This is a genomic window from Pseudomonas sp. P110(2024) (assembly GCF_057480795.1).
In genome coordinates, this window is the sequence record NZ_JBLIYT010000007.1 from 98,713 (window position 1) to 112,688 (window position 13,976).

At 65.2% G+C, this 13,976-nt stretch carries 13 protein-coding genes and 1 pseudogene; 6 read left to right on the forward strand and 8 right to left on the reverse strand.

The features are described 5' to 3' along the window. Positions 1–17: 17 nt before the first annotated feature. The 4 genes from AC25ND_RS12770 to AC25ND_RS12785 all read right to left on the reverse strand — a co-directional run bounded on the left by AC25ND_RS12770 (position 18) and on the right by AC25ND_RS12785 (position 2,307). Complete coding sequence (locus tag AC25ND_RS12770) at positions 18–374, reverse strand: hypothetical protein (RefSeq protein WP_028690480.1); 357 nt, start codon at positions 372–374, stop codon at positions 18–20. 103 nt (positions 375–477) lie between these two features. Then, positions 478–936 (reverse strand): phosphohistidine phosphatase SixA, encoded by a 459-nt coding sequence (sixA, locus tag AC25ND_RS12775; protein ID WP_486976376.1) that lies wholly within the window; start codon positions 934–936, stop codon positions 478–480. Then, positions 933–1,271, reverse strand: coding sequence for a DUF4389 domain-containing protein (locus AC25ND_RS12780; RefSeq protein ID WP_486976377.1), 339 nt, complete (start codon positions 1,269–1,271; stop codon positions 933–935). Before AC25ND_RS12780 ends, sixA begins: the two co-directional genes overlap by 4 nt. Before the next feature lie 10 nt (positions 1,272–1,281). After that, a complete protein-coding gene (locus AC25ND_RS12785) occupies positions 1,282–2,307 on the reverse strand; it encodes an NAD(P)H-dependent glycerol-3-phosphate dehydrogenase (RefSeq protein ID WP_028690477.1) in 1,026 nt (341 codons plus the stop codon). A 185-nt stretch (positions 2,308–2,492) separates the two neighbouring features. Here AC25ND_RS12785 and AC25ND_RS12790 point away from each other — a divergent pair, with 185 nt between their 5' ends. From AC25ND_RS12790 to fabB, 5 genes are all read left to right on the forward strand, one after another. Beyond that, positions 2,493–4,649, forward strand: a complete 2,157-nt coding sequence (locus tag AC25ND_RS12790; RefSeq protein ID WP_486976378.1) for a TonB-dependent receptor plug domain-containing protein — start codon at positions 2,493–2,495, stop codon at positions 4,647–4,649. Next, the gene (locus AC25ND_RS12795) at positions 4,649–5,539 is read left to right on the forward strand and encodes an ABC transporter substrate-binding protein (RefSeq protein WP_062363700.1); all 891 of its coding nucleotides are present in this window, start codon (positions 4,649–4,651) and stop codon (positions 5,537–5,539) included. The genes AC25ND_RS12790 and AC25ND_RS12795 overlap by 1 nt, the downstream gene beginning before the upstream one ends. Then, entirely contained in the window at positions 5,536–7,461 is a 1,926-nt protein-coding gene (locus AC25ND_RS12800; RefSeq protein ID WP_247284254.1) for a response regulator, read from the forward strand. The genes AC25ND_RS12795 and AC25ND_RS12800 overlap by 4 nt, the downstream gene beginning before the upstream one ends. A 206-nt stretch (positions 7,462–7,667) precedes the next feature. Beyond that, positions 7,668–8,183, forward strand: coding sequence for a 3-hydroxyacyl-[acyl-carrier-protein] dehydratase FabA (gene fabA, locus AC25ND_RS12805; protein WP_028690473.1), 516 nt, complete (start codon positions 7,668–7,670; stop codon positions 8,181–8,183). Between the two features lie 11 nt (positions 8,184–8,194). After that, positions 8,195–9,415 (forward strand): beta-ketoacyl-ACP synthase I, encoded by a 1,221-nt coding sequence (fabB, locus tag AC25ND_RS12810; RefSeq protein ID WP_028690472.1) that lies wholly within the window; start codon positions 8,195–8,197, stop codon positions 9,413–9,415. A gap of 70 nt (positions 9,416–9,485) precedes the next feature. Here fabB and AC25ND_RS12815 read toward each other — a convergent pair whose 3' ends face one another. The 3 genes and pseudogenes from AC25ND_RS12815 to AC25ND_RS12825 all read right to left on the reverse strand — a co-directional run bounded on the left by AC25ND_RS12815 (position 9,486) and on the right by AC25ND_RS12825 (position 12,233). Further along, entirely contained in the window at positions 9,486–10,349 is an 864-nt protein-coding gene (locus AC25ND_RS12815) for a methyl-accepting chemotaxis protein (protein WP_404940847.1), read from the reverse strand. Beyond that, positions 10,341–11,111: pseudogene (locus AC25ND_RS12820) on the reverse strand (MCP four helix bundle domain-containing protein); the annotation flags it as partial. The gene AC25ND_RS12815 and the pseudogene AC25ND_RS12820, both read right to left, overlap by 9 nt. Before the next feature lie 114 nt (positions 11,112–11,225). Next, positions 11,226–12,233, reverse strand: a complete 1,008-nt coding sequence (locus AC25ND_RS12825; RefSeq protein WP_028690470.1) for an amidohydrolase family protein — start codon at positions 12,231–12,233, stop codon at positions 11,226–11,228. A gap of 110 nt (positions 12,234–12,343) precedes the next feature. Here AC25ND_RS12825 and AC25ND_RS12830 point away from each other — a divergent pair, with 110 nt between their 5' ends. Then, positions 12,344–13,207 carry a pirin family protein gene (locus AC25ND_RS12830; protein ID WP_028690469.1) on the forward strand — a complete coding sequence of 288 codons (864 nt, stop codon included), beginning with the start codon at positions 12,344–12,346 and terminating at the stop codon, positions 13,205–13,207. A gap of 29 nt (positions 13,208–13,236) precedes the next feature. On the opposite strand, the gene AC25ND_RS12835 is transcribed toward AC25ND_RS12830, so the two are convergent. Continuing rightward, positions 13,237–13,962 (reverse strand): dienelactone hydrolase family protein, encoded by a 726-nt coding sequence (locus tag AC25ND_RS12835; RefSeq protein WP_028690468.1) that lies wholly within the window; start codon positions 13,960–13,962, stop codon positions 13,237–13,239. Positions 13,963–13,976: the final 14 nt, after the last annotated feature.

Below are 13,976 nucleotides of genomic sequence, written 5' to 3' on the forward strand. Positions count from 1 at the left end.
GTCATCGCCGGTGGCGATCAGGTCATTCGGCTGCGCTCGAGACTGGCCAGCGAACGGTGCAGGCAGGCGCGCATGTAGCCCAATTGCCAATCCAGCGCTTCGCGGGCCAGGCTGCGGTCCGCTTCATTGTCGGCCAACCGGCGCAGGGCCAGGCAACTGGTCTGCAGCAAATGGGCCATGCGAATGCTGGCCTGGCGCAACTGCTCGAGTTCGTACTGGCCTTCGAAGCGGCGCATCAGCTCGTCGAGCTTGGCGTCGGCGCAGTCCTGCAACAGGCGGTATTCCGCAAAGTCCAGGGCACGCGCATCACTGAGCTTGTCGAGCAGCGATTGCGGGTTCACGGAGCGCACCAGCTCCAGTCGATAACGGCTCATTTGCCTCTCCCTGTGCCTGCGCGGCTGCATGACTCAGCCACGGCGCCACGCTACTTGACCAGACGACAGGCCGGCAACTGACAGAAATGCCAGTTGCCAGGGCTCAGCCGGAATGACGCAGGCCACGCAGGGTCATCAGCCCCGCCAATGGCCAGTCCCCTTGCAGTTCGGCCAGGCTCGCGGTGCTCAACGGCGCCGGTTGCTGGCCATGGCCATGCTCGAGCAGACCAACCAGGCTGCCCACCAGCGGCTGGTGGCTGACCAGCAGCACATGCTCGAGCCCCAGGCGCTCGACTTCGCCGATCACCTGCTGCACGTCGCTGTCCGGCGTCAGCCAGGGCACCGTGCGTACCGGCTCGGCAAAGCCCAGCGCGCCGTGCACCAGGGCGGCGGTCTGCTGGGCGCGTACGTAGGGGCTGGCGATGATCGCCTGCAGCGGCTGGCCGAGCAGGTGCGCGGCACTGCGCAGCACCTGCTCGCGACCGTGGGCGGTCAGGCGTCGCTCGGCGTCGCTGTTGGCCCGGGGTTCCGCCTCGCCGTGGCGCAGCACCCAGAGCTTCACAGCTTGGGCTCCTCGTCACGCACTGGGTGCGCTGCCGGTGCGACGGCGTGCGGCGCCTCGCCCTCCGGCGCACGCGGCGTCGGCCAGTCGGCGAACGGCCAGGGCTTCTGGTCGCAGTGGAAGGTGCCGAAGCGGCCGATCTGCGCCAGGTACTGGCTGAGACTGTCGCCGAAGTTCATCAGGCTGGCGCTGGGCGCGCCATAGACCAGCCGGTAGATCAGTTGCACCAGCACAAGGCCGCCGAGCAGCAGCTCGGCCAGTTGCCAGGCCACCAGGAATACCAGCATCCACAGCACTCGCAGGATGATCGACTCGCGCTCGGGGGTATCGTTCATGGTCGCTCCCTCAATTGAAACCGCTGGTGGAAATGAAATCGACATCGGTCTTGGGCTCAGCGCGCATCAGGTGCTCGATCACCTGGTTGAGCGTGCGCCCTTCGAACAGGATCGCGTGCAGGCCCGCCACCAGCGGCATGTACACACCCACTTCCTGGGATTTGGCCTTGAGCACCTTGAGCGTGTTGACGCCCTCGGCCACCTCGCCCAGACGGCTGACCGCCTGTTCCAGGCTCAGGCCCTGGCCAAGGGCATGGCCGACCTGGTAGTTGCGGCTCTTGGGCGACGAGCAGGTGACGATCAGGTCGCCGACCCCAGCCAACCCCAGGAAGGTCATGGGATTGGCGCCCTGGCTCACGGCGAAGCGGGTCATCTCGGCCAGGGCGCGGGTGATCAGCATGCTCTTGGTGTTCTCGCCCATCCCCAAAGCCACGGCCATGCCGGCAATGATGGCGTAGACGTTCTTCAGCGCGCCGCCCAGTTCGACGCCGAAGCGGTCGGCACTGGCGTAGACGCGGAAGGTACGGCCATGCAGCACGGCCTGTACCTGCTGGCACAACGCCTCGTCCTCGCTGGCGACCACGGTGGCGGTCAGCGCATGCTCGGCGATCTCGCGGGCCAGGTTGGGGCCCGACAGCACGCCGATGCGCGCCTGGGGGGCGATCTCTTCGAGGATCTGGCTCATCAGCTTGAAGGTGTGCGCCTCGATGCCCTTGGTCAGGCTGACCAGCCCCTTGCCACGCAGCAGCTCGGCGTGGGGAGCAAGCACGCTGCGCAAGGCACTCGACGGCAAGGCGACGAAGATCAACGCGCTGCCCTGCAAGGTGGCAAGCAGGTCGTTGACCGGCTCGACGCCGTCATGCAGGCGGATGCCCTTGAGGTAGCGCGGGTTCTCGCGATCGACGCGCATCGCCTCGGCCTGCGCCGGGTCGCGCATCCACTGCCGCACCGGATGGCCATTCTCGGCCAGGAGATTCGCCACGGCGGTGCCGAAGCTGCCGCCTCCAAGAACCGCAACAGGTTGCTGTTCAGTCATATCCAATCCGTTAACCAATAAAGTAAGTGGCGACCCGGGCATTATACGGTGCCGATGCGACAGAACCAGTGCGTATGCATCGTGGGGCCAGCCCACGCACCCGAACACAATAGAGAAAGTTCAGGGGGGCGATGCGGCAATAGGCCATCCGCCGATCACTGGCAAAAGCCGTAGGGTCGGTTAACATGCCTGATTCATTTCTGAAACAAGGCCGTTTCGTGTTCCCTGGCACGCCCCCGTATCCTCGCCTGCTGTTGCTGACCGCCCTGCTGGGCGGGCCGGCCCTGGCCGACGACCTGTTCATCGACAACCAGGACCTGCCGCAGGTTCTGACCGCCACGCGCCTGAAACAATCCCCGGCGGCGGTGCCTGGCAGCATGACCGTGCTGGACAGCGAGCTGATCCGCGCCAGCGGCGCCCGCGATATTCCCGAATTGCTGCGCCTGGTGCCGGGGATGATGATCGGGTACGGCGCTGGCAATCAGTCGACGGTGAACTACCATGGCAGCAATGTCAGCGATGCCCGGCGCATGCAGGTGCTGATCGATGGCCGCTCGGTATACCGCGCGGGCCTGGCCACGGTGGACTGGAGCGATATCCCGGTGGCGATCGAGGATATCGAGCGCATCGAGGTGTTCCGCGGTCCCAACACCGTCAGCTACGGTGCCAACGCGCTGATGGCGGTGGTCAACATCCTCACCCGCAACCCGGCCGACAGCCATGGCACCCGGGTCAAGCTGAGCCGCGGCCAGGATGGCATCAACGATTACTACGCGAGCCAGGGCTTTGGCTGGGACAGCGGCGACCTGCGCCTGTCGCTCTCCGGCCAGCAGGACGATGGCTTCGACCACGACCAGTTCGGCCGCGACTACCGCGACAGCCGCCGGCTCAACCGCGTCAACCTCAACGCCAGCCACACCCTGGCGCCGAACCAGACCCTGGAATGGCAACTGGCGGCCAAGGAGGGCAGCAACCAGCGGCCCTATACCTACCAGCCGGTGTTCGGCAACTACCGGGCCGGCGACAATGCCGATGTCAACGCCAAGGACTACGCAGGTTCGGTGCGCTGGAACATCGACCTGAACCCCGAACACAGCCTGTATGTGCAGGGCTCGGCCCAGCACTTCGACCGCCAGCAGGTATGGCGTGCCTGTGATGCGGCTCTGGCGTTCAGCCCGGAACTCACACGACTGTGGCAATTGAATCCGAACCTCGCCGAGAAAGTCGCCCGTAATGCCAGTGGCCAACACCTCAGCAACAATCCACTGGAGCAGGCACTGATCAATGAAATCAGCAAGCAATGGACCAATGTGGGACAACCCCACAACGGCATGGAAACGATCTGCGGCGACGTCGACCAGAGCACCCGCGAGACCCGCTACGACCTGGAAATCCAGGACACCCTGAGCCTGGCCGACAGCCTGCGCCTGGTCACCGGCATGAACTACCGCTACGACAAGGCCGACTCGCAGACCTACTTCAACGGCAGCATCGATGACCAGACCTGGCGCCTGTTCGGCCAGCTCGAATGGCGCATCGACGAACACTGGATCGTCCAGGGCGGGGCGATGCACGAGCACTCGCAACTGTCCGGCAACTCGCTCACCCCACGGGTGGCGGTGAACTACCTGATCACCCCGCGCCACGGCCTGCGCGCCGTGTATTCCGAGGCGATCCGCTCGCCGGACATGTTCGAGAACAACGTCAACTGGAGCTACACGGTCAAGAACCTGTCGCCCAACCTGTATGGCCTGCATAACGGCGAATATTTCGTCAAGACCCGCGGCCCGGGCAACCTCGACCAGGAACGCATGCGCTCGCGTGAACTCGGCTACAACGGCTATTTCACCGACATCGACCTGAGCATGGACGTGAAACTGTTCTATGACGAGATCACCGGGATGATCAGTGAGCCGTTGAGGAACAACCAGTACATCGCCAGCAACGCCAACAAGGCGCGCTTCAGCGGCAGCGAGGCGCAGTTCGACTGGCGCGCCACCCAGCGCGATCGCCTGCGCCTGACCTACGCCTACGTCGACGCCTGGGCCAGCAACCCCAACGACCGGCGCCTGAGCGCACGCAACAGCGGTTCGGCCGGCTGGCTGCGCGACTGGGGCGAAGGCTGGTCCAGCGCCCTTTTCTACTACGGTGACGACGCCCTCAATGGTTACCGTTACGAACGGGTCGACCTGCGCCTGGCCAAGCGTTTCAAGGTGCACGGCAGCAACCTGGAGCTGGCCGCGCTGTGGCAGCAGCGCCTGGACGACGAACCGGTCACCCTGGAGCAGAACCGCTACGACAGCCGCCACCGCCTGAGCGTCAGCGCGGAGCTGGAATTCTGATGGTCCGTCTGCTGCGCCTGTTGCTGCTGTGCCTATGGCCCCTGGGATCGCTGTCCGCCAGCGAAATCCTGCTGGTGGGCGCCGAGGACCAGCCCGGCATTCGCAGCTTCGTCACCGCCCTGGAAAAACGTCGCCCCAACGACCAGGTACGGTTCCAGACTGTCGAGCAACTGCCGAGCCCGGGCAAGCTCAAGGCAGACACCCGGCTGATCCTGCTCGACACCCCAGCCCTTGAATGGCGCCTGGGCGAGGCCGCAGGACCGGCAGCGCTGGCGCTTCGGGTCAGTCGGGTCCAGGCCGAGCAGCGCCTGGGCGCCTCGCGCCCCGCCTACCTGACCCTGCTCTGGAGCGACCCGCCCATGGCCCGGCAACTGCGCCTGACCCGATACCTGTTGCCGCAGGCACGGCGCATCGGCGTGCTGTACGGCGAACACAGCCGTTTCTTGCTCGACGAGCTGCGCCAGGCCGCCAGTTCATTGGGCCTGGAAATCGTCGCCCAGGACTGGCCCGACCTGCGCGACAGCCGTCCCCTGCAGGCCCTGCTGGGCAACAGCGACGTGCTGCTCGGCCTGGACGATCCCGACCTGTACAACTCCAAGTCGGCCAAGAACGTGCTGCTCAGCAGCTATGGCCGACAGATGGCGCTGATTGGGCCGAACGTCGGCTTCGTCCGTGCCGGCGCCCTGGCCAGCACCTACAGCGACCAGGACGACTGGCTGGCGGTGCTCGGGCAACTGCTCGACCTGCCTCCAGGTCGCTGGCCGCGCAGCCTCTACCCCGCGCACTTCGGTGTCAGCGGCAACCAGCAGGTGGCTCGCGCCCTTGGCCTGGAAGCGATAGACCCGGTCGCCGCCGCCCTGGCCCTCGCCGAAGGAGCCCCCACCCCATGAGCAAGCGCCTGAGCTGGGACATCCATACCCGTACCCAGATCATCAGCCTGGGCCCCGCCCTGTTGCTGACCCTGCTGCTGATCAGCTTCTTCACCTTCGTGCGGATCCAGGACCTGCGCCAGGAACTCAACCACACCGGGCAACTGATCGCCAACCAGTTGGCGCCGGCCTCGGAGTACGGGGTGATCTCGGGCAACAACGAAGTCCTCGAGAGCCTGATGCGCGCCACCCTGAGTATTCCCCACGTGCGTTTCCTCGAGGTGCAGGACAGCCGCAACCATATCCTGGTGTACGTCGAGCAACCCAACGAAAGCCAAAGCCGCGCCCAGCGTGTCGAGGTGTTCCAGGCGCCGATCCGCCTGCAGCAGATCCGCCTGGACAATGACTTCCTGCAGGGCAAGGCGCCAGCGCCGAACATCGGCGACGACTATCTCGGCCGGGTGATCGTCGGCATGTCCGACGACGCCTTCAGCCAGCGCCAGCAGGAGATCGTGATCAAGGCTGCGATCCTCGCCCTGTTTGCCCTGCTGTTCACCTTCCTGCTGGCGCGGCGCCTGGCCACCAGCCTGTCCAAGCCGATCAGCGACATGGGCCACGCGGTCCGGGCGATCCAGCAAGGCGACTTCAACGCGCCTTTGCCGGTGGTCGACGACAGTGAGCTGGGCCACCTGGCCCGGCACATCAACAATCTGGCCAGCGCCCTTGACCAGGCCGCCCACGAACAGCAACAGGCCATGGGCCAGCTGATCCAGGCCCGCGAAGAAGCCGAGCAGGCCAACCGCGCCAAGTCGGACTTCCTGGCGATGATGAGCCACGAGTTGCGCACCCCCATGAACGGCGTGCTGGGCATGCTGCAGTTGCTCGAGACGACCGAGCTGACCGGCGAACAGGCCGACTACACCGCCGTGGCCAGCGAATCCACCGGCCACCTGCTCAAGGTGATCAACGATATCCTCGACTTCTCGCGGATCGAGCGCACCACCCTGGAGCTGGAACATATCGACTTCAACCTCGGCGAGCTGATCACCAGCAGCGTGCAGTCGTTCCAGCACAGCGCCCAGCAGCGCAACCTGGACCTGCGCCTGCAACTGCCGCCGGGCATGAACTCGCTGCAGGTGGTGGGCGATCCGACGCGCATTCGCCAGATCCTGCTGAACCTGGTGGGCAACGCACTGAAGTTCACCGAGCGCGGCGAGGTGGCCATCGAGGCCCGCTGGCAGGTGCTCGATCGCCAGTTGATCTGGCTGACCTGCACCGTGCGCGACACCGGCATCGGTATCGACAGCAACCGCCTGGAGATGATGTTCGTGGCCTTCCAGCAAGCCGACAACACCATCTCCCGGCGCTATGGCGGCACCGGGCTGGGCCTATCGATCGCCCGCACCCTGGCCGAGCGCATGGGCGGCCAGCTGCGCGGCGAGAGCCGCGAGGGGCTGGGCTCGACCTTCACCCTGGAAATGCCACTGGCCCTGGCCAGCACCCCCGCCACCCTGCCCGTTGCGCCCCAGGACAGCGCGACAGGCAAAGGCGGCGGGCGAGTGCTGCTGGTGGAGGACAACCCGGTCAACCAGAGCGTCATCGAAGCGATGCTGCGCAGCCTCGGTTTCGAGGTGAGCCTGGCGATGGACGGCGCCCAGGCCGTCGACCTGGTCGGCCAGCAACGCTTTGCCGCCGTGCTGATGGATTGCCGCCTGCCGCATGTCGACGGCTACGAGGCCACCCGGCGCATCCGCCAGCTGCCGGGCAGCGCGGGCCTGCCGATCATCGCCCTGACCGCCAGCGCGTTGCAGGGCGACCGCGAACGCTGCCTGGCCGCCGGAATGAACGATTACCTGAGCAAGCCGTTCAAACGCACCGATCTGCAACGCATCCTGCAACGCTGGTTGCCGGGTCGGACAGCCGCGACTGGCGATAAATGCTAAAGTGCGGCAGTCTTAAGGACTGGACAGGACCGCCGCAGGGCCGGAAAATAACATTTCAGTGCACACCTGTACTTCTTTTGCCAGGTGCGCTGTGACTTTCACCACAACGCAATAGTCTACCTGTAGGCTGCCGCCTCGAATGCCAAGCGCTTCGGGCCGGCCGGGAAGATTCATCCCCTGCCGCAGGGGGTTATTGAGGAGCTCGCATGACCAAACAACACGCCTTTACTCGGGAAGACCTGCTGCGCTGCAGTCGCGGTGAGCTGTTCGGCCCCGGTAATGCGCAACTGCCCGCCCCGAACATGCTGATGGTCGATCGCATCACCCATATCAGCGAGGAAGGCGGCAAGTTCGGCAAAGGTGAATTGGTCGCCGAGCTGGATATCAATCCGGACCTGTGGTTCTTCGCCTGCCACTTCGAAGGCGATCCGGTGATGCCGGGCTGCCTGGGCCTGGACGCCATGTGGCAGCTGGTCGGCTTCTTCCTCGGCTGGCAGGGCCTGCCGGGCCGTGGCCGCGCCCTGGGTTCGGGCGAAGTGAAGTTCTTTGGCCAGGTCCTGCCGGAAGCCAAGAAAGTCACCTACAACATTCATATCAAGCGCGTCCTGAAGGGCAAGCTGAACATGGCCATCGCCGATGGCTCGGTCAGCGTCGACGGTCGCGAGATCTACACCGCCGAAGGCCTGCGGGTCGGCGTGTTCACCTCCACTGACAATTTCTAAGGGTTATTCGCATGCGCCGCGTCGTGATCACTGGTCTGGGCATCGTATCGTGCCTGGGCAATGACAAAGCTACCGTCACCGAAAACCTGCGCAACAGCCGTCCGGGTATCCGTTACAACCCGGAATACAAGGAAATGGGGCTGCGTAGCCAGGTTTCCGGTTCCATCGACCTCAACCTCGAAGAGCTGATCGACCGCAAGGTCTATCGCTTCGTCGGCCACGCCGCCGCCTATGCGTACCTCGCCATGCAGGACGCGATCAAGGACGCCGGCCTGACCGAAGAGCAGGTTTCCAACCCGCGCACCGGCCTGGTTGCCGGCTCCGGCGGTGCTTCCACCCTGAACCAGATGGAAGCCCTGGACACCCTGCGCGAAAAAGGCGTCAAGCGCGTCGGCCCCTACCGTGTCACCCGCACCATGGGCAGCACCGTGTCGGCGTGCCTGGCCACCCCGTTCAAGATCAAGGGCATCAACTACTCGATCTCGTCGGCCTGCGCCACTTCCGCACACTGCATCGGCACCGCCCTGGAGCAGATCCAGTGGGGCAAGCAGGACATCGTCTTCGCCGGTGGCGGTGAAGAAGAGCACTGGAGCCAGTCGTTCCTGTTCGACGCCATGGGCGCCCTGTCGACCAAGCGCAACGAAACCCCGGAACTGGCCTCGCGCGCCTACGACGCCGACCGTGACGGCTTCGTCATCGCCGGCGGCGGTGGCATGGTGGTGGTCGAGGAACTGGAACATGCCCTGGCCCGTGGCGCCAAGATCTATGCCGAGATCGTCGGCTACGGCGCGACTTCAGACGGCTACGACATGGTCGCCCCGAGCGGCGAAGGCGCGATCCGCTGCATGCAGCAGGCGTTGTCCACCGTCGACACCCCGATCGACTACCTGAACACCCACGGCACCTCCACCCCGGTCGGCGACGTCGCCGAGATGAAGGGCGTGCGTGAAGTGTTCGGCGACAAGGCACCGAAGATCAGCTCGACCAAGAGCCTGTCGGGCCACTCGCTGGGCGCCGCGGGCGTGCACGAGGCGATCTACTGCCTGCTGATGATGGAGAACAACTTCATCGCCGGCTCCGCCAACATCGACGAGCTGGACCCGGAAGTCGCCGACCTGCCGGTGCTGCGCAAGACCGAAGAGAACGCCAAGATCGACACGGTCATGAGCAACAGCTTCGGCTTCGGCGGCACCAACGCCACCCTGGTGCTCAAGCGCTGGACTGGCAAGTGATCGGCTGATCCGCTGAACGAGAACGCCCGGACCAAAGTCCGGGCGTTTTTTTTGTGCCCCGCGATGGCCCTTATACCGAAAACCGCTGTACCAGGGTGTTCAGGTCCACCGCCAGCCGCGACAGCGCCTGGCTCGCGGCGGACGTTTCTTCGGCCCCGGCCGAGGACTGGTGCGCCAGGTCGCGAATGGTGGTCAGGTTGCGGTCCACCTCCCGCGCCACCTGGGCCTGCTGCTCCGAGGCACTGGCGATCACCAGGTTGCGCTCATTGATCTGGCCGATGGCCGCTGCGATCGCTTCCAGCGCCTGGCCGGCGGCATGGGCGCCGTCCAAGGTCGAACGGGCCTGGGCGTCGCTGTGCTGCATGCCCTGCACGGCCCGCTCGGCGCCGCTGCGAATAGCCACGATCATCTGCTCGATCTCCTGGGTCGAGGTCTGCGTGCGGTGGGCCAGCGCCCGCACCTCGTCAGCGACCACGGCGAACCCACGCCCGGCCTCGCCGGCCCGCGCCGCCTCGATAGCAGCGTTTAGCGCCAGCAGGTTGGTCTGCTCGGCGATCGAGCCGATCACATCCAGCACCTTGCTGATGTCGTGCACCTGCTGGGCCAGTTGCCCCACCTCTTCGGCGTTGCCCGCCACGCCATTGGCGAGCGCCTCGATGGCAGTGACCGTGGCCTGCACCTGCTCGCGCCCACGGCGGGCGATCTGGTCGGACTCGCGGGAAGCCTCCGAGGTGGCCACCGCATTGCTCGCCACCTCCTCCACCGCCGCCGTCATCTGGTTCACCGCGGTCGCGGCCTGCTCGATCTCCATGCTCTGCTGCTGCAGGCCGCGGGTGGCGTCTTCGGTGACCGCGCTCAGCTCTTCGGACGCCGAGGCCAGCTGGCTGGCTGAATCGGAAATCCGCCCGATGGTCTCGCGCAGGCTCTGCTGCATGCTCTTGAGCGCCGCCAGCAGGCGCGCCGGCTCATCGTCGCCCTGCACGGTGATCTGCGGCGTGAGGTCGCCCGTGGCGACCGTCTCGGCCACCTTCAGCGACTGCCCGAGCGGTCGCACGATGCTGCGGGTCAGGGCCAGGGCGAGCACCACGGTGAGGCTCAGGGCGATCACAAGCAGCACGCCGACCCAGACCTTGGCGCCGTTGTACACGGCCTCGGCCAGGTCTGTGGCGGAGTTGGCCTGGTGGTTGTTCAGCTCGATAAGCTCGTTGAGCGTGGCGGTCATCTGGTCGGCCAGCTGGTTCATCTCGCCGTTGACCAGCACCGCTGCATCCTGAACATGCCCATCGGTGGCCAACTGCACCACCTGCCCCTGCAAGGTCATGTACTGGCGCTCCAGGACCTGGTAGCGGTCGAACAAGGTCCGCTCCTCTGGCAGCACGATCAACCCATCGTAATGGTTCTGAGCCTTGCTCAGGCCGCCCTTGATTTCTTCGATGCGGGCACGGTTCTGCTGCTGGGCGGCCGGGTCGGTGTTGACCAGCAGGCGCAGGGTCAAGGCGCGGATGCGCAGCATGTCCTGGGTCATGCTGCCCACCGAGATCACGCTCGGCAGCCAATTGTTGTCGACCTGCTCGGACTGCTGGCGCATGCTGGTCATCTGCTGCAGCGCGAAGCCGCCCAGCGCCACCACCAGCAGCGCCATGATGCCGAAGCCCAGGCCCGCGCGCGGGGCGATATTCAAGCGTCTCAGGCTCATTTCCAGGATCCCTCCCAAAAGCGTTGTTCCGTCGCTTAATGAAGGTATCGGGCCGCCTGGAAATTGCGTAAGACGAAAACGCGATATCAAAAAGCTATCCACTGCTATAACGCGCTACTTCGCTGCTTTTGGCAGCAGATTGACAAAATTCGTCCGACTCACCTGCTCCGCAACCGCTGCCGGCAAGGCATCAAGGAAGGGGTCGAAACCGTGCATCTGTTCACCCAGGCTGTCGAACTGCCCCACCAGGTCGGAGCCGAGCACGAAACGCTGAGGGAAGCGTTCGACCAGCGCCACCCAGTCCTGGCGCGGCACACCCTGCGGATCAAGCAGGTAGGGCTTGAGCACGCTCCAGGACAGGTCGACATACAGGTTCGGGTAGTCCTCCAACAGCCGCGTCAGCACCGGCAGGAGAAAATCCATCTGTTCCTGATGTCGATGGATCTCCAGACTGCTGCCGGCGTGGGCCCAGATGAAGCGAGTATGCGGATGGTTGCGCAGTGGTTCTTCGATCTCGGCCAGGTAAAGCGGGTTGCGCTCGCGCTTGGAGGTGATGTTCGAATGCAGTAGCACCGGCAGGTCGCGCTCGGCAGCCAGGTGATAGATGCGGGTCATGGCTTCGTTGTTGGCCCGCGGCGTGTCGCCGCTGGTCAGGGCGGTGAGGTCGTCGTGGCGGGTGAACACTTCGCCAATGCCCTGCCACAACCCCGGATAGAGGTCGAGCATGCGCTCGATATGATTGACGGCGTTCTTGTCCACCGGATTGAAGCCGGTGAGAAACGGGTGAAAGCGACGGCGTTGCTGCGCTGGCAGCTTCTGCAACGCGGCGGCGACATACAGGTCGGTGGCGCTGTACCAGTAGGCGTCTGCGTCATCCCCGGCGTAATAACGCGGGCGCTTGGGCTCGTCCTCGTGCCATTTCTTCGCCACCGCAATGCCGGAGATCATCGACTGCTCCACACCGGCCGCGTCCATGGCCTTGAGCAACGCCGGCATGCCCTCGGTTTCCTGGAAAAAGTCCACGTAGTGCAAGTGCGCGTCGCTGTAGCGGTAGTCGCGGGCCTGCGCGGAATCGAACAGGCCTGCGCTCAACAGCAGGCAAGCCAGTGTGCGGGCGATCATTGGAGCCTCCTTTTGCCATCCCCGCCAGAGTAGACCGGGCAGCGCCCGCGACGGTTCAGCCACGGACGGCGAAACGCTATGCTTGCAGGCATCCCTCAAGGAGTGTCGCCATGAGCAGTCCCCTGGTCATCCGCCCACGTGCCGAATCGGTCGAGGGCCAGCCGATCCTGCGCCCGCTGCCATCGGCGCAGTGCCGCAGCGTCGGCCCCTTCGTGTTCTTCGACCATATGCTGGAAACCGACTACGCGCCAGGCCATGGCATGGACATTCGCCAGCATCCGCATATCGGCCTGTCCACCCTCACCTACCTGTTCGAGGGTGAAATCCAGCACAAGGACAGTCTGGGCTCGGACCAGCGCGTACAGCCGGGCGATGTCAGTTGGATGACCGCCGGCGCCGGCGTGGCGCACGTCGAGCGAACGCCGGCAGAAGCATTTCGCAAAGGCTCGCGCCTGCATGGGCTGCAGGTATGGCTGGCTTCCCCGCAAAGCGCCGAACAAGGGCCGGCAAGCTACAGCCATCACCCGGCGGCCAGCCTGCCGCTCAGCGACAGCCTGGGCGTGCAGATCCGCATGATTGCGGGCAAGGGTTTCTGCCTGGAGTCCCCCGTGCCAGTGCTCTCCCCGACACTTTATGCCCATGTGCGCATGCAGCCGGCCACCACCCTGATCGTGCCGACGGAACACGCACAGCGCGCGCTGTATCTGCTCGAAGGTGAGTTGCTGCTGGATGGCGAGGACGTCGAGCCATGCAGCCTGGTCGTGCTGCCTGAGGGCGAAGCGGTGAGCTTGTATGCCGAGGAGGAGTGCCAGCTGGTGCTGATAGGCGGCGCGCCGCTGGATGGTCCGCGGCGGATGAACTGGAATTTCGTGGCCAGTGATCCGGCCTTGATCGAGTCAGCGCGGGCGCGCTGGGCGGCTGGGGATTGGCCAGTGGTGCCGGGGGAAAGCGGGCGGATCGAACTACCGCGCTAAACCGGGGCCGCTTTGCGGCCCCTGAGCGTTCAGCCTGCGAACACTTCCTTGAGCAAGTTATGCATCGAGCGGAACGCGCGCTCCGACGTACGCCGGTCATACTGCATCTTGCCCGGCACATTGGCGTTCGGATCGGTGAACGAATGCACCGCGCCGCCATAGCTGAGCAATTGCCAGTCGACCTTGGCCGCGTTCATCTCGGCCTCGAAAGCCGGTAGCTGTTCCTTGGGCACCAGCGGATCGGAAGCGCCATGCAGCACCAGCACCGAACCCTTGATGCGCTTGGCATCCTCGGGGCTTGGCGTGTCCAGGGTGCCATGGAAGGAAACGGCGGCCTTCAGGTCGGCGCCGGAGCGGGCCAGTTCCAACGCGCAGCAGCCACCGAAGCAGAAGCCGAAGGTGGCCACCTTGCCAGGCTCCAACAAGGCCCTCGACTGCCCCAGCAGCTGCGCCAGCGCCTCCTGCATACGCTTGCGCAGCTCGGCGCGATCATTTTTCAGCGGCATCATCGCCGCGCCCGCCTCATCGGCATTGGACGGGCGCACCGACTGGCCATACAGGTCGGCGATCAACACCACATAGCCTTGCTCGGCCACTTCCTTGGCGATACGTTCGGCGCCCTCGCCGATACCCATCCAGTTCGGCGCCATCACCAGGCCCGGCTGGGGCAGCGCGCCCTGGGTGTAGACCAGGCGGCTTTCGTAGGCTTTGCCTGACAGGTGATAGACCAGCGATTCGACGATGACCTTGCTCATTCAGCTCTCCTTGG

Coding starts and splice junctions, on each gene's coding strand:
- AC25ND_RS12800 (WP_247284254.1), top strand. CDS start 5,536: ATGAGCAAGCGCCTGAGCTGGGACATCCATACCCGTACCCAGATCATC.
- AC25ND_RS12790 (WP_486976378.1), top strand. CDS start 2,493: ATGCCTGATTCATTTCTGAAACAAGGCCGTTTCGTGTTCCCTGGCACG.
- AC25ND_RS12825 (WP_028690470.1), bottom strand. CDS start 12,233: ATGATCGCCCGCACACTGGCTTGCCTGCTGTTGAGCGCAGGCCTGTTC.
- fabA (WP_028690473.1), top strand. CDS start 7,668: ATGACCAAACAACACGCCTTTACTCGGGAAGACCTGCTGCGCTGCAGT.
- AC25ND_RS12770 (WP_028690480.1), bottom strand. CDS start 374: ATGAGCCGTTATCGACTGGAGCTGGTGCGCTCCGTGAACCCGCAATCG.
- fabB (WP_028690472.1), top strand. CDS start 8,195: ATGCGCCGCGTCGTGATCACTGGTCTGGGCATCGTATCGTGCCTGGGC.
- AC25ND_RS12795 (WP_062363700.1), top strand. CDS start 4,649: ATGGTCCGTCTGCTGCGCCTGTTGCTGCTGTGCCTATGGCCCCTGGGA.
- AC25ND_RS12835 (WP_028690468.1), bottom strand. CDS start 13,962: ATGAGCAAGGTCATCGTCGAATCGCTGGTCTATCACCTGTCAGGCAAA.
- AC25ND_RS12830 (WP_028690469.1), top strand. CDS start 12,344: ATGAGCAGTCCCCTGGTCATCCGCCCACGTGCCGAATCGGTCGAGGGC.
- AC25ND_RS12780 (WP_486976377.1), bottom strand. CDS start 1,271: ATGAACGATACCCCCGAGCGCGAGTCGATCATCCTGCGAGTGCTGTGG.
- AC25ND_RS12815 (WP_404940847.1), bottom strand. CDS start 10,349: ATGCAGCAGAGCCTGCGCGAGACCATCGGGCGGATTTCCGATTCAGCC.
- AC25ND_RS12785 (WP_028690477.1), bottom strand. CDS start 2,307: ATGACTGAACAGCAACCTGTTGCGGTTCTTGGAGGCGGCAGCTTCGGC.